Genomic DNA, 20,239 nt, shown 5'->3' with positions numbered 1-20,239 from the left:
GGGGAGACCTGCGCCGGAACAGGCCTACACCGGGACCATCCCCATGAACAGCAACAGGTTCGGCGATCCCGTGCCGGGGTTGGTGATCACGCCGGGGGTGGCGTTGGCCCGCAACGCCTCCGCCACCGCCACCGCCGAGTCGCCCGGGAACCGGTGCCGCCACAGCGCCGCCACGCCCGCCGCGTGCGCGGACGCCGTGGAACCGCTGATGGTCGAGTACGCGGTGTCCGAAGTGCCCCACGCCGACGTGATGTTCACGCCCGGCGCCCACACGTCGATGCACGTGCCGAAGTTGGAGAAGCTCGCCTTCACGTCATTGGCGTCCGTCGCGCCGACGGTGGTGGCCAACGGCGTGCTGCCGGGCGAGTAGCCGCACGCGTTGGCGTTGGAGCTGCCGGACACCACCGAGTAGTGCACGTTCGCGTTGATCGACCTGGTGATGGCGTCGTTGAACGCCTGGTTCGCCCCGCCGCCGAGCGTCATCAGCGCGACCGCCGGCCGGCCGCTCGCCGCCGCGTCCTGCGTCGCCCAGTCGATGCCCGCGATGATCTGCGAGTACGTGCCGGAACCCTGGCAGTTCAGCACCCGCACGGACACCAGGGTCACGTCCTTCGCCACGCCGGTGGTCCGGCCGCCGACCGTGCCCGCCATGTGCGTGCCGTGGCCGTTGCAGTCGTTGCCGGGCGGGGTGACGCCGCCGACGGTGTCCAACCCCGGCACGGCAGCGCCGTCGAACTCCTGGTGCGTGTACCGGATGCCGGTGCCGAAGACGTACGCCCGCACGGTGGACGCCGTGTTCGGGTGGAAGTACTTCTTGTCCAGCGGCAGGGAGCGCTGGTCGATCCGGTCCAGGCCCCACGACGGCGGGTCGGGCTGGACCACGAGGTCCTGCGCGGTGACGTCCGGTCCGGTGAACGGCCGCGCGGGGTGGTCGTGCGCGGTGAGGCGAACGCGTGCGTCCTGGGCGATGTAGGCGACGCGGGGGTCGGCGGCGAGCCGTGCGACCTCCGAAGCGGTCGCGCGCATCGCGAACCCGGGCAGGGCCGTCCGGTAGGTGAACGTGACGTCTGGAGCGGCGGACCGGGTGGCGGCCAGGTCCTCGTGCCGCTTCAACACCACGATGTAGCTGCCGGCTACGGCCTGTGCGCGGTCGGCGTGCAGCACTGGGGCGGCGTACGGCGCCGATGCGGCGTACGCGGTCGGGGTGACGAGGCCGGCCAACAGCGCGCTCGCCACCGCCACGTGTCTGATCTTCACGGCTCCTCCAACAAGCAGGGTTTCGTCGGGGAACGTGCTCGTCCTTGAACCACAGCACGTGCACAGGAGCGGCGACAGGTCCGATCAGAGTTCAACGATCAGTCGTCCGATGGTCAACTTTCAGCCTTCTCGGGGGTGCAGACTGCATTTGGTGGTCAGTCACTAGGCTGAATGGGTGAACGTAGCGGGTTCGGGCTAACACCGGATCAGGTGACGTCGACAGCAAGGCCACCGGCGCGCACACACAGGGGGTTTGCGCTCATGGTCAAGAAGAAGAACGGTCTGCCGTCGTCGTTGAGGCGGTTCGTGCGCACCAAGGGCGCCGACTACCTGCGCGACCCGAACGTGTCCTCGATCGGCATCGGCTACAAGGTGGCCGACGGCAAGCCGACGGACGAGATCGCCATCCAGTTCACCGTCCGGCAGAAGGCCGAGCCCGAGGCGTTGCGCGCGCTCGGCACCGCGCTGCTGCCCGAGACGATCGAGGTCGACGGCGTGCCCGTGCCGACGGACGTGCTGCAACGCGACTACCGGGTCGACTTCCACGTGGTGGAGGAGACGGTCAGCGACGTGCGCAAGACGCGGGTCGACCCGGTGGCGCCGGGCGTGAGCGTGGGGCACGTGCGCGTCTCCGCGGGGACGTTCGGCTGCGTCGTCTACGACCGGGTCGACGGCACGCCGTACGCGCTGAGCAACTGGCACGTCCTGCACGGCCCGAACGGCGCGCTGGGCGAGGACGTGGTGCAGCCCGGCGTGCACGACGACAACCGCACCGACCGCAACCGGCTCGGCCGGCTCGTCCGCTCGCACCTCGGCGCGGCGGGCGACTGCGCCATCGCCACCATCGAGGACCGGCGGTTCGAGGCGGAGATCCTCGACCTCGGCGTGCGCGTGGACCGGATCGGCGAGCCCGAACTGGGCGACAAGGTCGTCAAGAGCGGTAGGACGACCGGCGTGACGCACGGCGTGGTCCGGCGCGTGGACACCCTCGTCAAGATCGACTACGGCCCCGGCGTCGGCCAGCGGCAGATCGGCTGCTTCGAGATCGGGCCGGACCCGGCGCGGCCCGCCGCCGACGGCGAGATCAGCATGGGCGGCGACTCCGGCTCCGCGTGGGTGTTCAAGGCGTCCAACGGCAAGACCGGCAAGACCATGGCGGGCCTGCACTTCGCGGGCGAGGCGGGCGACAGCCCCGACGAGCACGCGCTCGCGTGCCTGCCCGGCTCGGTGTTCGAAAAGCTGGGCATCACGCTCACGCCGCCGCGCAAGGTCGAGGCCGCCGCGCTGGTCGGGTTCGACGAGAACTTCCTCGGCACGCCGGTCGGCGTGCCGGAGCTCGGCGAGGCGGCGCGGGCCGACGCGGTCGAGCTGAACGGGTCCGTGGTGGTCGACTACACGCACTTCTCGTTGGCGCAGAGCAAGTCGCGGCGGTTCGCGTTCTGGGTGGCGTGGAACATCGACGGCGGCGACCTGAAGTCGATCAACCGCACCGGCATCCCGTTCGTGCTCGACCCGAGGCTGCCGGCGGAGTTCCAGGTCGGCGACGAGCTGTACCGGGGCAACCGGCTCGACCGCGGCCACCTGGCCCGGCGCGCCGACCTGCTGTGGGGCCCGAAGGCGGTGGCGCAGAAGGCGAACGTCGACTCGTTCTTCTTCACCAACATCACGCCCCAGATGGACGACTTCAACCAGAGCATGCGGCAGGGCCTGTGGGGCAGGCTCGAGGACGCGGTGCTGTCCGACGTGGACGTCGACGACCTCCGTGTGAGCGTCTGCGGCGGCCCGGTGTTCCGGTCCGACGACCGCGTGTTCCGCGGTGTGGCGCTGCCGCGCGAGTACTGGAAGGTGATCGCGTTCACCTCGGCGGGCGCGCTGAAGGCGCGGGCGTTCGTGCTGACCCAGAACCTGAACCAGCTGGAGTCGCTGGAGCTGGACGAGTTCCGCGTGTTCCAGGTGCGACTGGGCGAGGTCGAGGAGCGGTGCGGCTTCACGTTCCCGGCGGCGCTGACGGCGGCGGACACCCTGGTCGTGCCGGAATCCCTGGACGAGCGCGCACCGCTGGAGGCGTTGAGCGACATCCAGTGGTGAGCGTGAGCGTCAGCGAGGACGGCGCCGCAACCAGAAGACCGACCCCGCCCCGACCACGATCAGCCCGAGCCCGATACCGGGCCACAGGTACAGGTTCTGGCCGTCCTCGGGGAAGTGCGCGGCGCTCGGGTTGTTCGGCCGGTAGCTGACCTGCACCCGGTCGCCCCGCGCCGGCTTCCGGTCGGACGGCGGGAGGGTCTCGGTGACCTCCTCGCCGTCGGTCGTGGTGAACCGCACGGTCGACTTCCAGTCGCCGCCGTCCGCTTGGGCGACCCTGACCACCTCGGCCTGCGTGTCGACCAAGCGCCGGTCGTCCAGCACGAGCCAGCCGCCGAACGCGATCATGGCCACACCCGAGACGATGAAGATCACAGCTCTGAGCACCGCGGTTCCCCCTGTGTCAAGCGACCGACCCCCAAGCGGATCTTATCGGGTGTCACCTCACCGGGTGATGAACGCCGGTGGCGTGCGGATTGCCGGCGGTAGGCTGGAGAGTGCGCTTGATGTTCGCTGCGCTCGCAGCCCACGGACACACCTACCCCTCGATCCCGCTGGCCCTCGCCGCCCGCGATGCCGGGCACGACGTGGTGTTCGCCGCCGGTGAGCCGTTCCTGCCCGCGTTGCGCGAAGCCGGGCTGCGCGCCGTGCCCGCCGGGATGGGCATGGCGGAGGCGTTCGCCGGGGTCGAGCCCACCGAGCGGGGCATCGGCCACGTCATCGGCGACGTGCTGCCCCGCCGGTGGTTCGCCGACCTGACGCCGTTGCTGCGCGTCCACCGGCCGGAGTTGCTGGTCCACGACCTGGCCACGCTCGGCGCGGCGCTGGCCGGCGCGGCGGCGGGCGTGCCCACGATCGCGCACACCTTCGGCCGGGTGTCGCCGGGGCCGATGTCGGCGGCGATGGTGGCGTCGTTCGACGCGCTGGCCGCCGAACTCGGCGTCACGCCCCCGCCGGCCCGCAGCGTCGACATCTGCCCGGACTCGGTGCAGTCGCCGCAGTTCCGCGCCACCGACCGCGTCCCGCTGCGACCGGTCGGGTGGTCACGGCCGGGCGACGTGCCCGAACGGGGCTCACGGCCGTTCGTGTACCTGACCCTGGGCACCGCCTACGCCTCGACCGACGTCCTGCGGCAGGCGGTCGACGGGCTGGCCGCGCTGCCGGTGGACGTCGTCGTGGCGACCGGGCCGGTGGTGGACGTGGCGGCGTTGGGCCCGGCCCCGGACAACGTGCGGCTGACGGCGTGGGCGCCGCAGCACCGCCTGCTGCGCGTGGTCGACCTGGTCGTGCACCACGGCGGCAGCGGCACGATGCTCGGCGCGTTCGCCGCGGGCGTGCCGCAACTGCTCCTGCCGCAGGGCGCGGACCAGTTCACCAACGCCCAGGCCGTCCTCGACGCGGGCGCCGGCGCGCGCCTGCTGCCCGACGAGCTCAGCCGCGAAGCGGTGACGGCGGCGGCGGGCGCGCTGCTCGTGGACGACGCGGCCCGTGCGGGCGCCCGACGCCTCGCGATCGAGATCGCCACCATGCCGTCACCGGCCGAGGTGGTCGACCGGCTCACCTGACCGCCGCGTAGTCCTTCAGCACCACGGAATCGTGCAGCCGCACGCCGTTGCCGTTCATCCGCGCCAGCGCCCGCCCCAGCGGCAGCGGCAGGTGGCCGAACGCCCGGATCGCCTGCCGCATCACCCACAGCTCCCGCTTGCTGCCGGGGATCAGCCGCTTCGCCGCGCCCACCGCGAACACCCGGCTGCGCCGCACGTAGTCGCCGATCTCCGCCTCGTACGCCGGTAACGCGACCGCCGGGTCACCGCCCGCCGCCGCCAGCTCGCCCGCCAGCACGTAGGCGCCGACCACCGCGAGGCTCGTGCTGCCGCCGACCGCCGGACCGGGGCAGAACCCCGCGTCGCCGACCAGGGTGACCAGGCCGCGCGACCACGTGTCCATCCGCAACTGCGTGATCGAGTCGAAGTAGAAGGTGCCGTCGAGGTGCGCCAACCACCGCGACACCTCGCCTCCCATGTCCGCGTACGCCTCGCGCAGCAACTCCTTCTGCCGCGCGACGTCCCGGTAGTGGTACTCCAGCGGCTGCTCCGAGCGGAACAGGAACACCGCCCGCGCGTCCGGCAGGTGCTCGGCACGGTAGATCGCGGCCATCCGGTCGACGTCGGCGTGGGCGACCGTGCTGTTCTCCAGCCCCAGGTGGTCCGGCAGCGACAGCACCGCCAAGTACGCGCCGATGAACAGCCCCGGCACGTCGCCGAACACCAGCCGCCGCACGTTCGAGTGCAACCCGTCCGCGCCGACGACCAGGTCGAACCGCCGCGTCGGGCCGTGCTCGAACGTGACGACGCCGTCATCGGAGACGGACGTGATCGAATCGCCGAACACGTACTCCACGTCGGCGCGCGTGGCGTCGAAGAACACCTCTGCGAGGTCGTCGCGCATGATCTCGACGTGCCGGTCCGACACGGCGTCGAACAGTCGCGCCAGGTCGAGCTCGACGGGCTTCTTGCCCGGGCTGTGCACCACCATCCGGTCGGTGCCGGTGACCCGTTCGACGATCTTCGGCAGCACGCCCATGCGTTCCACGACGTCCATCGCGGGCCGGAACAGGTCTACCGCGTGCCCGCCGGCCTTGCGCAGCCCGGGCGCGCGTTCGACCACCGTCACCTCGAACCCGTGCCTGGTCAGCCAGTACGCGAGCACCGGACCCGCGACGCTGGCGCCGGAGATGAGAACCCCCATGACACCCCTCCCTTACTTAACGGATGGTAAGTGCGGTGCGCTTCGGCGCGCAACGCCTTACTGAACGCTCGGTAAGCTGAGCGCCATGGCCAGGGGCTCCGACACGAAGGCGCGCGCGCAGGCGGTGGCGCGCGAGCTGTTCCTCCAGCGGGGTGTGCGGGGCACCAGCCTGCAGGAGATCGCGGACCGCCTGGGGATCACCAAACCCGCGCTCTACTACCACTTCGCGTCGCGCGAGGAACTGGTGCGCAGCATCGTCCAGCCGTTGATCGAGGACGGCGACGCGTTCGTGGCGGAACTGGAGGCCCGTCCGCCCGGTGGTCCGCGACCGTTGCTGGAAGGCTATTTCGACTTCCACTTCAAGCACCGCGAGGTCGTCGCGCTCATGGTGCGGGAGTTGGTCGCGCTGGCCGACCTCGGCCTGGTCGACCGCGTCCTGGACTGGCGCCTGCGGCTGGCGGCGCTCCTGGTCGGCGACGACCCGTCGCTGGCGGACGCGACCCGGGCGACGGTGGCGCTGGGCGGCTTGGCCGACTGCGTCCTGGTCTTCGCCGACGAGCCGGTGGACGCCCTGCGCAGGGCCGCGGTGGACGCCGCCCACGCCGCGTTGACGGGTCGGCCCGGGTAACCCCGCGGGTCACCCGGGCCGCTGAGCCCTGCTCCCGGTTCCACCTACGGCCGGTCTGGTTCGTGAAGACGCGTCGCAACGCAGCGGTCATGGTCGTCCACCTCCTCCGCGTTCCGGTGCAGGGTGAACGGTCGGGGGACGAGGCCGTCGGCCAGGACCGGCCGCTCGTCGCCTCCGGTGACGGTCAGGTGGGCGCCGTCGGTCAGCGCGGTCACCGTCGCGGTGATCAGGACCTGGGCCGGCAGCGCGCCGGCGCAGGTGAACGGACCCGTGCCGAACGGCAGGTAGGGACCGTGCCCGTCCGGTTCGGCCCAGCGGTCGGGTCGGAACACGTCGGGGTCGGTCCAGTGCCGCTCGTCGTGGTGCGCCAGGTAGGGGCTGACCGACAGCACCTCGCCGGCCCGCACGGGGACGTCGCCGAACCCGGCCGGCGCCGGGCGGACGACCATCCAGGCCATCGGGCGGTGGCGCAACGCCTCGCGCACGACCCGGTCGACCGGCCACGGCCACGGCGAGCCCGACGCGTGCAGGCAGGCCAGCAGCACCGACCACGCCACCGTGCAGCCGACGGGCGCCACGATCGCCCGGAACAGCAGCACGAACAGCTCGGCCACGGCCTGGTCGGCCACCCCGTCGGGGCTCGTCCCGATCACGGCGTCCAGCACGTCGCGCGGCTCGCCGGTCCCGCTCGCCCGACGCTCCGCCACCTCCTCGGCCACGGCGGCCAGCAGCCTGCCGCGCAGCACCTCCGCCCGCGCCCGCTGCCACACGTGCGGCGGGCGGATCAGCACGCCGCCGCGTGCGGCCTGCTCCACCGACCGCCGCAGCCGGGACGGCGTGCGCGGGTGCAGCAGCAGGTCGGCCAGGGACCGGTGCGCCAGTGCGGTCCCGGCCGCGGGCCACCTGCTCGTCGCGGGCAGTTCGGCCACCGCCGCGGCCAGCCCTTCGCGGAAGTCGGGCACGCGCGCCCGCAGCAGGTCCCGCACCGCGCGGCCGACCGCCACCTGGTCCGAGCGCGACGGCAGCAAGCTCCCGAAGAACGCGGACATCCCGATGGTGAACCCGGGCTCGCGCAACACCGTCCGCGCCAGGTCCGCGTCGCCCACGCACCAGTCGCCCCACGGCAGCCGGAACAGCGGTGCCCGGGCGCGCCGACGCAGGTGTTCGATCGAAGCCAACGGATCCCGCCGGAACCTGCGCATTTCGGTGCTCATCGCGATTCCCCCCAAGACCACGGTGCCACCTTTCGGCGCGGAAAGACCCGCCGCCGGCCCGAATCCCACCAACGTGGGATGACGCGTGCCGCTCGGACACGCTCCGTCACGTCGCGTGGTGGACCTCCGTGTCCACTTGCGACCGGGAGATCGCGAGCCGGCGGGTCGTGGCGAATCTGTCCACAGAGGACAGTCGTGGTGGCGGGTGGTCAGCCCGCCTTCCGGGTGCGTCGGGCGTAGGCGCGGGCGGCGCGGGCGCGGTCGCCGCAGCGGGTGGAGCACCAGTGGCGGCGGCCGTGGCGCAGCAGGTAGCGGTTGCACGGGGTCGAGCCGCAGTGGGTCAGGCGGTCGGCGTCGGGGCCGGTGAGGAGGTCGGCGGCGTCGGCGGCGAGGGTCGCGAGCGCGCGGTCGAGGATCTCGTTGGTGGGGCACGGCGTCGCGCGGTAGGGCCCGGTCCGCTCGTCCCAGTGCAGCAGGGCGGCCGTCGGGGCCTTGCTCAGCGCGTCGTTGACGGCGGACAGGGCCGCCGGCAGGGCGGGCACCCCGGCGACGCGGGCGGCGAAGAGCGACCTGAGCTGCTCGCGCAACGAGCGCAGCTGTGACGCGCAGATCTCCCGCACCCCGGCGTCGGCCGGCGCGAGGCCGCGTTCGAAGAGCCACTGGTTCGTGCCCCCGGGCGTGCCGAGGAGGTCGGTGAACTGCCCGCCGGGCAGCGCGACGGCGCTGTTGACGAAGTCGATGGCCAGGTAGTCCTCCGCGCCGGGTGCGGGCGGCGGCGCGGCGTCGTCGACCAGGGCGTCCGTCATGGCTCTCATGGTACGAGTTGTGCTCTTCCGTGAGAAAGGGCTACCGTCCCTCACGGATAACCCCTTGATCATCCGTGAGGTTATGATGGCCCGCACCACCGGCGAACGACTCGCCGTCCGCGTCTTCGGCGGTCCGACCGCGCTGTTCGAGTACGGCGGCCTGCGCTTCCTGACCGACCCCACGTTCGACGCGCCGGGCGACTACCCCGTGCCGCGCGGCCTGCTGACCAAGACGGCCCCGTCCGCCGCCGCACCGGCTGACCTGGGCCTCGTCGACGTGGTCCTGCTCTCCCACGACGAGCACCCCGACAACCTCGACCGCGCCGGCCGGGCGCTGCTGGCGGACGTCCCGCTCACCCTCACCACGCCCGGTGGCGCACAGCGGCTGGGCGGTCGGGCCAGGGGACTCGCCGACTGGGAGTCCGTCCGGCTCGACCGCCCCGACGGCGGCACGGTCACCGTGACCGGCGTGCCCGCGATCCACGGTCCGCTGGCGCGCGCCGAGGTCGAACCGCTCACCGGCCAGGTCGTCGGCTTCGTGCTGACCGGCGACGGCCTGCCCGCGGTCTACGTCAGCGGCGACAACGCCTCGCTCGACGCGGTCCGGCAGGTCGCCGAGCGCTTCGGCCCGGTGGACACCGCCATCCTGTTCGCCGGCGCTCCCCGGTTCCCGATCCTGTTCGACGGCGCGGTCATCGTCCTCGACAGCGCCCAAGCCGCCGAGGCCGCCGAGATCCTCGGCGCGCGCCAGGTGGTGCCCGTCCACTACGACAGCTGGGCGCACTTCACCGAGGGCCGTGACGACCTGGTGGCCGCGTTCACCGCCGCCGGGCTGCTCGACCGCCTCGACCTGGGTGACCGGGGCTGACCAGGTCGAGGCCGACGCCGGTCGGGGACGTCACGGCCGCGCAACGCCGCAGCCTGGTCGTCCTGGGCGTCGCCCAGGTGCTCGGCGGCGCCGGACTGGCGGCCGGTGTGACGGTCGGCGCACTGCTCGCGCAGGACGTGCTGGGCTCCACCGGCCTCGCCGGGACGCCCAGTGCCGTGGGCACCGCCGGTACCGCGCTGGCGGCGTTCGCGGTCGGGCGCCTCTCCCAAGCGCGCGGACGCCGCCTCGGCCTTCGACCAGCCGGACGACCGGCCGCGCGAGGCGGTCGGACGGCACGGGCCCGGTGCGCGGGTCGGCGTGCTCGTCATGGTGCCCACCCAGCTCGTCATGGTCGCGATCATGACGATGACGCCCTGGCACTGGCCGTCGTGCCCGCGGTCGTCGGCGCGCGCGACCGGTCAGCCCGGCGGTGAGGCGGCCTCCTGCTCGTCGGCGCGTCGCCGGCTGCGCAGGCTGGTCACGGTGACGACGGCGAGCACACCGATGATCACCGCCAGCGAGACCGGGGTGGGGATCTCGGGCACGCCCGGCCAGATGCCGTGCGCCCAGTGCAGCACGAGCTTCGCCCCGATGAACGCCAGGATGATCGCCAGCCCGTGGTTGAGGTGGACGAGCTTGGCCAGCGCGGACTGCAGCACGAAGTACAGGGCCCGCAGGCCGAGCAGGGCGAACGCGTTCGTGGCGAACACCAGGTACGGGTCGTCGGTGATGCCGTACACGGCCGGCACCGAGTCGACGGCGAACACCACGTCGGTGGCGAAGACGGCGACCACCACGACGGCCAGCGGGGTGAGCGCGCGTCGGCCGTGCTCGCGCACGGTCAGGCGGGTGCCGCGGTAGTCGTCGGTGACGGGCATCAGCCGCCGCAACAGCCGGACCGACCGCATCCGGGAGACGTCACGCTCGGCGGCGGGTCCGCTGACCGCGTCGTGGAGCAGCTTGACCGCCGAGGCGAACAGGACCAGCCCGAACACCAGGAACGCCCACGTGCCCGCCGACAGCATGGCCGCGCCGGCCGCGATGAACACGCCGCGCAGCACCAACGCGCCGACGATGCCGTAGAGCAGCACGCGCTGCTGCACGGCAGTGGGGACCGCGAAGGCCGCGAGCAGCAGCATGAACACGAACAGGTTGTCGACCGACAGGGACTTCTCGACCACGAACCCGGTCATGAACTCCAGGGCGCGGTCGCTGCCGGCGGCGTTCCACAGCCAGAGCCCGAACACCACGGGCAGCGCGAGGTAGAACACCGACCACCCCGCGGCTTCGCGCATCGACACGTCGTGCGGACGGCGGGTGACCGCGAAGTCGGCGATCAGCAGCGCGACCAGGACGGCGATGCTGATCAACCACAGACCGGGCGAACCGACGGAGTCGGCGGGGCTCGCCGCGACGGCGACGTGCACAGGCATCAAGGCTCCTCGAACGTGGCAGTCCGAGGTCTCCTTCACCCTGGCGGGCGGCCCACCGGGGACACCTCTCGGGATGTCCGTACTGACCGGCCGGGCACTTGGGAAGTACTCCCCTCGACACCAGTATCGGGCACCGCGTCCGCTGAGTAAAGCGATGGTCAAGAAGTGGGACGGTCCGCCGGCGTTCCGACGACGGCGGCCGGGGAGGACGGGTCCGAAGTGGACGCCGAGCGGCGTGCGGCGGAGTCCGTCGAAGTGCGACGAGACCGAGTCCAGGTGACGATGGCCGGGGCGCACCCGGAGCACGGACGAGGACTCGGTCATGGGCTTGTCAGCAGTGCCGGCCACGGACGACCGCCCGCCGACGACCGCTCGGCGGGCGCTGATGCTCGGCCTGGCCACGGTCGGGTTCGCGCTGAACTTCTGGGCCTGGGCGCTGCTGAGCCCGCTGGGGCCCCGGTTCAAGGACGACCTGGGGCTGAGCGCGTTCCAGCAGGCGTTGCTGGTCGCGGTCCCGGTGGTGGTGGGGTCGGTCGGGCGGATACCGGTCGGCGCGCTCACCGACCGGTTCGGCGGCCGGGTGATGTTCCCGCTGGTCTCGGCGGTGACGATCGTGCCGGTCCTGTTCCTCGGGCTGGTCGGGCACACGTCGCTGGCCGCGCTGCTCGTCGGGGGGTTCTTCCTGGGCGTGGGCGGCACGGCGTTCGCGGTCGGCGTGCCGTTCGTCAACCTGTGGTTCCCGCCCGAGCGGCGTGGCCTGGCGATCGGGATCTTCGGCGCGGGCATGGGCGGCACCGCGATCAGCGCCCTGACCACGGTGAAGCTGGTCGAGCGGTGGGGCGTGGCGACACCGTTCGCGGTGACGGCGGTCGTGCTGGCGGTCTACGCGGTCGTCGCGGCCCTGCTGTTGCGCGACGCGCCGGGGCGGACGGTGCCGACCGGGTCGGTGGCCGCCCGGATGGCGGCCACCGCGCGGCTGCCCATCACGTGGCAGGCGTCGGCGCTGTACGCGGTGGCGTTCGGCGGGTTCGTCGCGTTCTCGGTGTACCTGCCCGCGTACCTCGGCGCCGCCTACGGCCTGACGCAGGCGGACGCGGCCAACCGGATGGCCGGGTTCGTGCTGCTCGCGGTCGTGATGCGACCGGTGGGCGGATGGCTGTCGGACCGATCGGACCCGGCACGGGTGCTCGTCGCCTGCCTGGCCGTGGTGACCGCGGGCGCGGTGGCGCAGGCGTTCACGCCGGCGCTGATGCCGCTGGGCACGATCGCGTTCCTGGCCATGGCCGCCGCGCTCGGTGCGGGCAGCGGCGCGGTGTTCGCGCTGGTCGCGCTGCTCGCGCCGGCGGACAAGGTCGGCTCGGTCACCGGCGTGGTCGGCGCGGCCGGCGGGCTCGGCGGGTTCGTGCCGCCGCTGGTGATGGGCGCTCTTTACGGCGCGCTGTCCTCGTACGCGCTCGGGCTCGCCGCGCTCGCCGTCGTCGCCCTGGCCGCGCTCCTGTTCACCGCGACCGCCGTGCGTCGCGCCGTGCGGGCGGTTCCCCCGAGGGAAGGGGTGACGACGTGAGCACCGGGACCGGACCACCGCCGACGAGCGCCGGGCTGGACGGCGGACTGGCCGAGGCCCTGGTGCGCACCCGCCGGTTCTTCACCCGCGCCGACATCTCGCCGGACCTGCGGACGTTGCACGAGATCGGCGGGCGGCAGGCCGACGAGTTCTACCGGGACCGGTGGAGCCACGACAAGGTGGTGCGTTCCACCCACGGGGTGAACTGCACCGGGTCGTGCTCGTGGAAGGTCTACGTCAAGGACGGGATCATCACGTGGGAGGCGCAGCAGACCGACTACCCGTCCGCGGGCCCGGACCGCCCGGAGTACGAGCCGCGCGGCTGCCCGCGCGGCGCCGCGTTCTCCTGGTACACCTACTCGCCGACCCGCGTGCGGTACCCGTACGTGCGGGGCGTGCTGCTGGAGATGTACCGGGAGGCCAAGGCGCGCACCGGTGATCCCGTGCTGGCGTGGGCCGACGTCGTGGAGGACCCCGAGCGGGCACGGCGGTACAAGGCGGCCCGGGGCAGGGGCGGCCTGGTGCGCGCGTCGTGGGACGAGGCGACCGAAATGGTCGCCGCCGCGCACGTGCACACGATCAAGGCCCACGGACCGGACCGGGTCGCCGGCTTCTCCCCGATCCCCGCCATGTCGATGGTGTCGCACGCCTCGGGCGCGCGGTTCGTGTCGCTGCTGGGCGGCGCGATGCTGTCGTTCTACGACTGGTACGCGGACCTGCCCGTGGCCTCGCCGCAGGTGTTCGGCGACCAGACCGATGTCCCTGAATCGGGTGATTGGTGGGACGCCGGCTACCTGATCATGTGGGGCTCCAACCTCCCGGTGACCCGCACGCCGGACGCGCACTGGATGGCCGAGGCCCGCTACCGGGGGCAGAAGGTCGTCGCGGTGTCGCCGGACTACGCCGACAACGTGAAGTTCGCCGACGAGTGGCTGGCGGCCCAGCCCGGCACGGACGGCGCGCTGGCCATGGCGATGGGCCACGTGATCCTGCGCGAGTTCTTCGTCGACCGCCAGGTGCCGTACTTCGCCGACTACGCCAAGCGCTACACCGACCTGCCGTTCCTGGTCCGGCTCGACCGGCACGGCGACGTCCACCGGCCCGGCAAGTTCCTCACCGCCGCCGACCTGCCCGACCACGCCGGCCAGGAGCACGCGGCGTTCAAGACCGTCCTGCTCGACTCGGCCTCCGGTGAGCCCGCGGTGCCCGGCGGCTCGCTCGGCTTCCGCTTCGGCGAGCACGGCGCGGGCCGGTGGAACCTCGACCTCGGCGACGTCGACCCGCTGCTGTCCGCGCACGGCGGCGAGTCGGTGGTGGTGGAGCTGCCCCGGTTCGACTCCCCGGGCGGTGCGGCGACGACCGTGCGCCGAGGCGTCCCCGTGCGGCACGTCGGCGGGCACCCGGTCACGACGGTGTTCGACCTGCTGCTCGCGCAGTACGGCGTGCGCCGCGACGGCCTCGCGGGCGCCTGGCCCAGCGGCTACGAGGACGCCGGGCAGCCGTGCACGCCCGCGTGGCAGGAGACGATCACCGGCGTCCCGGCGAGCGCCGCCGCCCGGATCGCCCGGGAGTTCGCCGCCAACGCCGAGGACACCCGCGGCCGGTCGATGATCATCATGGGCGCGGGGACCAACCACTGGTTCCACTCGGACACGATCTACCGCGCCTTCCTGGCCCTGACCACGCTCACCGGCTGCCAGGGCGTCAACGGCGGCGGCTGGGCGCACTACGTCGGGCAGGAGAAGTGCCGTCCGGTCACGGGCTGGTCGCAGCTGGCGTTCGGGCTGGACTGGTCGCGCCCGCCGCGCCAGATGATCCAGACCGCGTACTGGTACCTGCACACCGACCAGTTCCGCTACGACCGGTTCGGCGCGGACACCCTCGCGTCCGCCACGACCGGCGGCCGGCTCGCGGGCAGGACCACCGCCGACGTGATCGCCCAGTCCGCGCGGATGGGCTGGATGCCCTCCTACCCGACGTTCGACCGCAACCCGCTCGACCTGGCCGACGACGCCGAGCGGGCCGGGCTGCCGGTGGGTGAGCACGTCGTCGCGGAGCTCAAGGCGGGCCGGCTGCGCTTCGCCTGCGAGGACCCCGACTCGCCGGAGAACTTCCCGCGCGTGCTGAGCATCTGGCGGGCCAACCTGCTCGGCTCGTCCGGCAAGGGCAACGAGTACTTCCTCAAGCACCTGCTGGGCGCCGACCACTCGCTGCGCGCGCGGGAGACCCCGCCGGAGCACCGGCCGCGCGACGTGGTCTGGCACGACGAGGCGCCGGTCGGCAAGCTGGACCTGCTGCTGTCGCTGGACTTCCGGATGACCAGCACCACCCTGTTCTCCGACGTCGTGCTGCCCGCCGCGACCTGGTACGAGAAGCACGACCTCAACACCACCGACATGCACCCGTTCGTGCACTCGTTCAACCCGGCGATCGCGCCGCCCTGGCAGACCCGCACGGACTGGGCCGCGTTCCAGGCCATCGCGCAGGTCTTCAGCACGCTGGCGGAGGAGCACCTGGGCGTGCGCCGGGACGTCGTGGCCACACCGCTGCTGCACGACACCCCCGACGAACTCGCCACCCCGCACGGCGTGGTGCGCGACTGGAAGGCCGGCGAGTGCGAGCCGGTCCCCGGCGTCACCATGCCGAGGCTCGCGGTGGTGGAACGCGACTACACCGCGATCGGGGCCAAGATGGGCGCGCTCGGCCCGCTGGCCGAGTCGCTCGGCGCCACCACCAAGGGCGTCACCTTCCGCGTCGAACGGGAGGTGGAGCACCTGCGGCACCAGAACGGCGCCATCCGCGGCGGCCCGGCCGACGGGCGACCGTCGCTGGTGCGCGACGTGCACGCGTGCGAAGCGATCCTCGCCCTGTCCGGCACCACGAACGGCCACCTGGCCACCCAGGGCTTCCGCACGCTCGAACAGCGCACCGGAACGGCGCTGGCCGACCTCGCCGCCGAGCACGAGGGCAAGCGGATCACCTTCGCCGACACCCAGGCCGCGCCGGTGCCCGTGATCACCTCCCCGGAGTGGTCCGGGTCGGAGACCGGGGGACGCCGCTACTCGCCGTTCACGATCAACGTCGAGCGCCTCAAGCCCTGGCACACCCTCACCGGACGCCAGCACTTCTTCCTCGACCACGACTGGATGGCCGAGCTGGGCGAGCAGCTGCCGGTGTTCCGGCCGCCGCTGGACATGCACGCCCTGTTCGGCGAACCCCGCATCGGCGAGCGGGGCGAGCTGGGCGTCACGGTGCGCTACCTGACGCCGCACTCCAAGTGGTCCATCCACTCCGAGTACCAGGACAACCTGTTCATGCTCAGCCTGTCGCGCGGCGGGCAGACCATCTGGATGTCCAAAGAGGACGCGGCGAAGATCGGCGTGGCCGACAACGACTGGATCGAGGCGGTCAACCGCAACGGCGTCGTGGTCGCGCGGGCGGTCGTGTCGCACCGGATGCCCGAGGGCACGGTCTACATGCACCACGCCCAGGACCGGCTGATCGACGTGCCGCGCGCGGAGACCTCCGGCAAGCGCGGTGGCATCCACAACTCGTTGACCAGGTTGCTGATCAAACCCTCGCACCTGATCGGCGGCTACGCCCAGCTGTCGTTCGCGTTCAACTACCTCGGCCCGACCGGCAACCAGCGCGACGAGGTGACCGTGATCCGCCGTCGCGGCCAGGAGGTGCGGTACTGATGCGCGTGATGGCCCAGTTGGCGATGGTGATGAACCTGGACAAGTGCATCGGCTGCCACACGTGCTCGGTGACGTGCAAGCAGGCCTGGACCAACCGCCCCGGCGTCGAGTACGTCTGGTTCAACAACGTCGAGACCCGTCCCGGGCAGGGCTACCCGCGCCGTTACGAGGACCAGGAGCGCTGGCGCGGCGGCTGGGCGCTCACCAAGCGCGGCCGGTTGAAGCTCAAGGGCGGCGGCCGGCTGCGCAAGCTGCTCACCATCTTCAGCAACCCGAAGATGCCCGGGCTCGACGACTACTACGAGCCCTGGACCTACGACTACGACAACCTCACCAGCGCGCCGCTGCAGGAGCACACCCCGGTCGCCCGGCCGCGGTCGTTGATCAGCGGCGAGCCCACGAAGATCACCTGGTCGGCGAACTGGGACGACGACCTCGGCGGCTCGCCCGACCACGGTGACGAGGACCCGATGCTCGAGGGCATCGCCGACAAGGTGAAGTTCGAGTTCGAGCGGACGTTCATGTTCTACCTGCCGCGCATCTGCGAGCACTGCCTCAACCCCTCGTGCGCCGCGTCGTGCCCGTCCGGCGCGATCTACAAGCGCGCCGAGGACGGCATCGTGCTGGTCGACCAGGACCGCTGCCGCGGCTGGCGGATGTGCGTGTCGGGCTGCCCGTACAAGAAGGTCTACTTCAACCACCGCACCGGCAAGGCCGAGAAGTGCACGTTCTGCTTCCCCCGCGTCGAGGTCGGCATACCCACCGTCTGCGCGGAGACGTGCGTGGGACGCCTGCGCTACATCGGACTGGTCCTCTACGACGCCGACAAGGTGCTCGAAGCGGCCTCGACACCCGACGAGAAGGACCTGTGCGAGGCGCAACGGCGGGTGTTCCTCGACCCGAACGACCCCGTCGTCATCCGCGAGGCCGAACGCGCCGGCATCCAGCGCGACTGGATCGAGGCGGCGCAGCGCTCGCCGATCCACGCGCTGATCACCACGTTCAAGGTCGCGCTGCCGCTGCACCCGGAGTACCGCACGATGCCGATGGTCTGGTACATCCCGCCGCTCTCGCCCGTGGTCGACGTCGTGCGCGACACCGGCCACGACGCCGAGGACCACGGCAACCTGTTCGCCGCCGTCGAGGCGCTGCGCATCCCGGTCGAGTACCTGGCCCGGCTGTTCACCGCCGGCGACGTCGAGCCGGTGGACGCGGTGCTGCGCAGGCTCGCCGCCATGCGCAGCTACATGCGCGACATCAACCTCGGGCGCGAACCGCAGGAGGCCATCGCGGCGAAGGTCGGCATGACCGGCGAGCAGGTCTACGACATGTACCGGCTGCTCGCCCTCGCGAAGTACGACGAGCGCTACGTCATCCCGCCCGCGCACGCCGAGCAGGCGCACGGGCTGGAGGAACTGGCCACCGAGTGCAGCCTCGACTACGAGGGCGGGCCGGGCATGGGCGGCTCCGGCCCGTTCGGCGAGGGCTCCGGCGGCACGTCGCCGATCGCGGTGGAGAACTTCCGGGTGCTGCGCGACCGCCAGAGGGCCGACACCCTCGCCGCGCCGGTCGACAAGGGCAACCGGGTCAACCTGCTCAACTGGGACGGCAAGGGCCGCCCGGACGGGCTGTTCCCGCCGGCGGAGCGGCCGGGCGGGGGAGAGCGACCGGGTGGGGGAGACCCGGCCGGTGAGGTGGAGCCGAAGCCGTGACCGTCACCGACGCGCAGCGCGCCACCGCGTGGCAGGTCCAGTCGTTGCTGCTGGGCTACCCCGACGAGCCGTCGTTCGCCCGGCTGCCGTTGCTGCGCGCCGCGACCCGGACGGTGCCCGCGCCACTCGCCGCCCCGCTGGACGCCTTCCTGGACCACGTGGCGGCCACGTCGCCGACCGACCTCGCCGCCGACTACGTGGCGACGTTCGACCACCGCAAGCGGTTCAGCCCTTACCTGACCTACTTCGCCTACGGTGACACGCGCAAGCGCGGCATGGCGTTGCTGCGGTTCAAGCACGCCTACCGGGCCGCCGGGCTCGAGCTCGACGACGGCGAGCTGCCCGACCACCTGGCCGTGGTGCTGGAGTTCGCCGCCACCGGCGACCCGGCGAGCGGGCTGCGGCTGATGTGCGAGCACCGGGCCGGGCTGGAGCTCATCCGCCTCGGCCTGCGCGAGGCCGGCTCGCCGTGGGCGCACGTCCTGGAGTCGGTGTCGGCGACCCTGCCGCCCCTGGGCCGCCACGAGCACGAGGCGATCGCCCGGCTGGTCGCCGAGGGACCTCCCGAGGAGGAGGTCGGCCTGGCCCCGTTCGCCCCACCCGAGTACATGCCGCGAGGAGGCCCGCGATGACCGAGCCGAGCACGCTCGACATCATGCTGTGGGTCGTCGTGCCGTACGTGGCCATCGCGGTGTTCGTCGTGGGCCACTTCTGGCGCTACCGCTACGACAAGTTCGGCTGGACCACCCGCTCCTCCCAGCTCTACGAGAGCCGGTTGCTGCGGCTGGGCAGCCCGCTGTTCCACTTCGGCATCCTGGTCGTCGTGCTCGGCCACGTCGGTGGCGTGCTGGTACCGAAGTCGTGGACCCAGGCGGTGGGGATCAGCGACACCGCCTACCACGTGGTCGCGGTCGTGCTCGGGGTGCTCGCCGGCGCCTGCACGCTGGCGGGCGCGGCGATCCTGGTCTACCGGCGCCGGACCGTCGGCCCGGTGTTCTCCGCGACCACCCGCAACGACAAGGTGATGTACGTGCTGCTGGTCGGCGCCATCGTGCTGGGTCTCGGCACGACGGTGCTGGGCAACCTCACCGACCACCCGCACGACTACCGCGAGTCGGTGTCGCCGTGGTTCCGGTCGATCTTCTACCTCCGGCCGAAGCCGGAGCTGATGGCCGTCGCGCCGCTCGGGTTCCAGCTGCACGCGCTGGTCGCGTGGGCGCTGTTCGCGTTCTGGCCGTTCAGCCGCCTGGTGCACGTGTTCTCGATGCCGTTGGGCTACCTGACCCGCCCCTACATCGTCTACCGCAGCCGTGACGAGCAGCTGGGCAACCGGCCCGCCCGGCGCGGGTGGTAGCACGGGTCGGCGGTCACGGCCGGGCGGCGCCGAGCTTCCAGTAGCCGCTGAACATCACGGAACGGCGGTCGACGCCGCGTTCCTTCACCAGGTGGCGGCGGACGGTGGTGGCCAGAGCAGATTCGCCGCACACCCAGGCGTAGTCCGGTGCGGGGGAGGGCAGGTCGGCCACCGCGCGGAGCAGGTGCGAGCCGGGTGCGCCGGCGCCGCGGTAGAGCCAGGTGACGGGTGCGTCGACGGCCGCGCGGTAGTCCTCGTCGGGCACTTCGGCGAAGATCCGGGCGTCCGCAGGCACGCCCGACTCCAGGATCGCGCACAGGGCGGGCAGCGCGGTCTCGTCGGCGGCCAGCAGGACGGCGCCGGTGGACGGCGGGCGGTAGCCGGAGTTGCCCGCGCGGAAGCCGACGGACCGGCCCACCTCGGCGCGGGTCGCCCAGCGGGTGCCCGGCCCGGCGTCGCCGTGCAGGACGAAGTCCACGTCGACCTCGGTCAGCTCGGGGCGGTGGGCCCGGATCGTGTACCAGCGCAGGTCCGGCTGGTCCTCGGCGGGCAGGGCGCGGATCGCGGTGCGGACGTTGACGCGGTCCGCGCTCGGCATCGTCAACGGCCGGTCGGCGGGTGGCATCAACAGGCCGAAGCACTCGTCCGGGCCGGTCACGCGGTACTCGGCGAACTCCGGCGCGCGGAACGTCACCCGGCGCAGGTGCGGCGCGACGTCGGCCACCGCGGTGACCGTCATGACGAACTGGTCGAACACCTCGCGCTGGTTGGGCGTCGCCGTGACCAGGCCGACGGCCTTGGTGAGCACCTTCAGCTGCAACTGGTCCAACGCCGAGTACCGGGGCATGGAGGTTAGGCTAACCTAAACCAGT

The 20,239-nt window shown here is 72.4% G+C and carries 16 protein-coding genes; 9 read left to right on the top strand and 7 right to left on the bottom strand.

Translation table 11 applies throughout. The features are described 5' to 3' along the window. Positions 1 to 24 precede the first annotated feature (24 nt). The gene (locus tag AB0H12_RS01800; RefSeq protein WP_499620062.1) at positions 25 to 1,257 is read right to left on the bottom strand and encodes a S8 family peptidase; all 1,233 of its coding nucleotides are present in this window, start codon (positions 1,255 to 1,257) and stop codon (positions 25 to 27) included. Between the two features lie 261 nt (positions 1,258 to 1,518). Between AB0H12_RS01800 and AB0H12_RS01795 the strand changes: the two genes are divergently transcribed. Beyond that, positions 1,519 to 3,345, top strand: a complete 1,827-nt coding sequence (locus tag AB0H12_RS01795; protein WP_499620061.1) for a DNA/RNA non-specific endonuclease — start codon at positions 1,519 to 1,521, stop codon at positions 3,343 to 3,345. Positions 3,346 to 3,354: 9 nt separating this feature from the next. Here AB0H12_RS01795 and AB0H12_RS01790 read toward each other — a convergent pair whose 3' ends face one another. After that, positions 3,355 to 3,729, bottom strand: coding sequence for a DUF3592 domain-containing protein (locus AB0H12_RS01790; protein WP_499620060.1), 375 nt, complete (start codon positions 3,727 to 3,729; stop codon positions 3,355 to 3,357). A 119-nt stretch (positions 3,730 to 3,848) separates the two neighbouring features. On the opposite strand from AB0H12_RS01790, the gene AB0H12_RS01785 reads away from it, so the two are divergent. Next, positions 3,849 to 4,907 (top strand): glycosyltransferase, encoded by a 1,059-nt coding sequence (locus tag AB0H12_RS01785; RefSeq protein ID WP_499620058.1) that lies wholly within the window; start codon positions 3,849 to 3,851, stop codon positions 4,905 to 4,907. On the opposite strand, the gene AB0H12_RS01780 is transcribed toward AB0H12_RS01785, so the two are convergent. After that, a complete protein-coding gene (locus AB0H12_RS01780; RefSeq protein ID WP_499620057.1) occupies positions 4,900 to 6,090 on the bottom strand; it encodes an FAD-dependent monooxygenase in 1,191 nt (396 codons plus the stop codon). The two genes, AB0H12_RS01785 and AB0H12_RS01780, sit on opposite strands and share 8 nt — an antisense overlap. 85 nt (positions 6,091 to 6,175) lie before the next feature. Here AB0H12_RS01780 and AB0H12_RS01775 point away from each other — a divergent pair, with 85 nt between their 5' ends. Next, complete coding sequence (locus tag AB0H12_RS01775) at positions 6,176 to 6,718, top strand: TetR/AcrR family transcriptional regulator (RefSeq protein ID WP_499620055.1); 543 nt, start codon at positions 6,176 to 6,178, stop codon at positions 6,716 to 6,718. A gap of 44 nt (positions 6,719 to 6,762) precedes the next feature. Here AB0H12_RS01775 and AB0H12_RS01770 read toward each other — a convergent pair whose 3' ends face one another. Beyond that, positions 6,763 to 7,932 carry a cytochrome P450 gene (locus AB0H12_RS01770; RefSeq protein WP_499620054.1) on the bottom strand — a complete coding sequence of 390 codons (1,170 nt, stop codon included), beginning with the start codon at positions 7,930 to 7,932 and terminating at the stop codon, positions 6,763 to 6,765. A gap of 209 nt (positions 7,933 to 8,141) precedes the next feature. Continuing rightward, positions 8,142 to 8,738: a CGNR zinc finger domain-containing protein gene (locus AB0H12_RS01765; RefSeq protein WP_499620052.1), complete on the bottom strand. Its 597-nt coding sequence runs from the start codon at positions 8,736 to 8,738 to the stop codon at positions 8,142 to 8,144. An 85-nt stretch (positions 8,739 to 8,823) separates the two neighbouring features. On the opposite strand from AB0H12_RS01765, the gene AB0H12_RS01760 reads away from it, so the two are divergent. Then, on the top strand, positions 8,824 to 9,606 hold the full coding sequence (locus AB0H12_RS01760) for an MBL fold metallo-hydrolase (RefSeq protein ID WP_499620785.1): 783 nt from the start codon (positions 8,824 to 8,826) through the stop codon (positions 9,604 to 9,606). Positions 9,607 to 10,025: 419 nt separating this feature from the next. Here the strand turns inward: AB0H12_RS01760 and AB0H12_RS01755 are convergent, their stop codons facing one another. Then, positions 10,026 to 11,039, bottom strand: a complete 1,014-nt coding sequence (locus AB0H12_RS01755; RefSeq protein ID WP_499620051.1) for a TerC/Alx family metal homeostasis membrane protein — start codon at positions 11,037 to 11,039, stop codon at positions 10,026 to 10,028. A 322-nt stretch (positions 11,040 to 11,361) separates the two neighbouring features. Between AB0H12_RS01755 and AB0H12_RS01750 the strand changes: the two genes are divergently transcribed. From AB0H12_RS01750 to narI, 5 genes are read left to right on the top strand one after another with little or no spacing between them, the layout of a single operon-like run. Beyond that, entirely contained in the window at positions 11,362 to 12,603 is a 1,242-nt protein-coding gene (locus tag AB0H12_RS01750) for an MFS transporter (RefSeq protein ID WP_499620050.1), read from the top strand. Beyond that, a complete protein-coding gene (locus AB0H12_RS01745) occupies positions 12,600 to 16,301 on the top strand; it encodes a nitrate reductase subunit alpha (protein ID WP_499620048.1) in 3,702 nt (1,233 codons plus the stop codon). The genes AB0H12_RS01750 and AB0H12_RS01745 overlap by 4 nt, the downstream gene beginning before the upstream one ends. Beyond that, positions 16,301 to 18,013, top strand: coding sequence for a nitrate reductase subunit beta (gene narH / locus AB0H12_RS01740; RefSeq protein WP_499620046.1), 1,713 nt, complete (start codon positions 16,301 to 16,303; stop codon positions 18,011 to 18,013). Before AB0H12_RS01745 ends, narH begins: the two co-directional genes overlap by 1 nt. Beyond that, positions 18,010 to 18,645, top strand: coding sequence for a nitrate reductase molybdenum cofactor assembly chaperone (gene narJ / locus AB0H12_RS01735; RefSeq protein WP_499620045.1), 636 nt, complete (start codon positions 18,010 to 18,012; stop codon positions 18,643 to 18,645). Before narH ends, narJ begins: the two co-directional genes overlap by 4 nt. Beyond that, positions 18,642 to 19,367, top strand: a complete 726-nt coding sequence (gene narI, locus AB0H12_RS01730) for a respiratory nitrate reductase subunit gamma (protein ID WP_499620044.1) — start codon at positions 18,642 to 18,644, stop codon at positions 19,365 to 19,367. Before narJ ends, narI begins: the two co-directional genes overlap by 4 nt. A 13-nt stretch (positions 19,368 to 19,380) precedes the next feature. Here the strand turns inward: narI and AB0H12_RS01725 are convergent, their stop codons facing one another. After that, positions 19,381 to 20,214, bottom strand: a complete 834-nt coding sequence (locus tag AB0H12_RS01725; protein WP_499620042.1) for a siderophore-interacting protein — start codon at positions 20,212 to 20,214, stop codon at positions 19,381 to 19,383. Positions 20,215 to 20,239 lie beyond the last annotated feature (25 nt).

Origin of the sequence: Actinosynnema sp. NPDC023794, assembly GCF_040639675.1 — a bacterium.
GTDB classification, from domain to species: domain Bacteria; phylum Actinomycetota; class Actinomycetes; order Mycobacteriales; family Pseudonocardiaceae; genus Actinosynnema; species Actinosynnema luteola.
The sequence above is the reverse complement of the archived record's forward strand: the minus strand, read 5'-3'. Positions and strand labels throughout refer to the sequence as shown.

What these genes read in the sequence shown, in the direction of transcription:
- AB0H12_RS01785 (WP_499620058.1), top strand. Translation starts at nt 3,849, where the DNA reads ATGTTCGCTGCGCTCGCAGCCCACGGACACACCTACCCCTCGATCCCG.
- AB0H12_RS01750 (WP_499620050.1), top strand. Translation starts at nt 11,362, where the DNA reads ATGGGCTTGTCAGCAGTGCCGGCCACGGACGACCGCCCGCCGACGACC.
- AB0H12_RS01775 (WP_499620055.1), top strand. Translation starts at nt 6,176, where the DNA reads ATGGCCAGGGGCTCCGACACGAAGGCGCGCGCGCAGGCGGTGGCGCGC.
- AB0H12_RS01795 (WP_499620061.1), top strand. Translation starts at nt 1,519, where the DNA reads ATGGTCAAGAAGAAGAACGGTCTGCCGTCGTCGTTGAGGCGGTTCGTG.
- AB0H12_RS01765 (WP_499620052.1), bottom strand. Translation starts at nt 8,738, where the DNA reads ATGACGGACGCCCTGGTCGACGACGCCGCGCCGCCGCCCGCACCCGGC.
- narH (WP_499620046.1), top strand. Translation starts at nt 16,301, where the DNA reads ATGCGCGTGATGGCCCAGTTGGCGATGGTGATGAACCTGGACAAGTGC.
- AB0H12_RS01755 (WP_499620051.1), bottom strand. Translation starts at nt 11,039, where the DNA reads ATGCCTGTGCACGTCGCCGTCGCGGCGAGCCCCGCCGACTCCGTCGGT.
- AB0H12_RS01780 (WP_499620057.1), bottom strand. Translation starts at nt 6,090, where the DNA reads ATGGGGGTTCTCATCTCCGGCGCCAGCGTCGCGGGTCCGGTGCTCGCG.
- AB0H12_RS01725 (WP_499620042.1), bottom strand. Translation starts at nt 20,214, where the DNA reads ATGCCCCGGTACTCGGCGTTGGACCAGTTGCAGCTGAAGGTGCTCACC.
- AB0H12_RS01760 (WP_499620785.1), top strand. Translation starts at nt 8,824, where the DNA reads ATGGCCCGCACCACCGGCGAACGACTCGCCGTCCGCGTCTTCGGCGGT.
- narI (WP_499620044.1), top strand. Translation starts at nt 18,642, where the DNA reads ATGACCGAGCCGAGCACGCTCGACATCATGCTGTGGGTCGTCGTGCCG.
- AB0H12_RS01770 (WP_499620054.1), bottom strand. Translation starts at nt 7,932, where the DNA reads ATGAGCACCGAAATGCGCAGGTTCCGGCGGGATCCGTTGGCTTCGATC.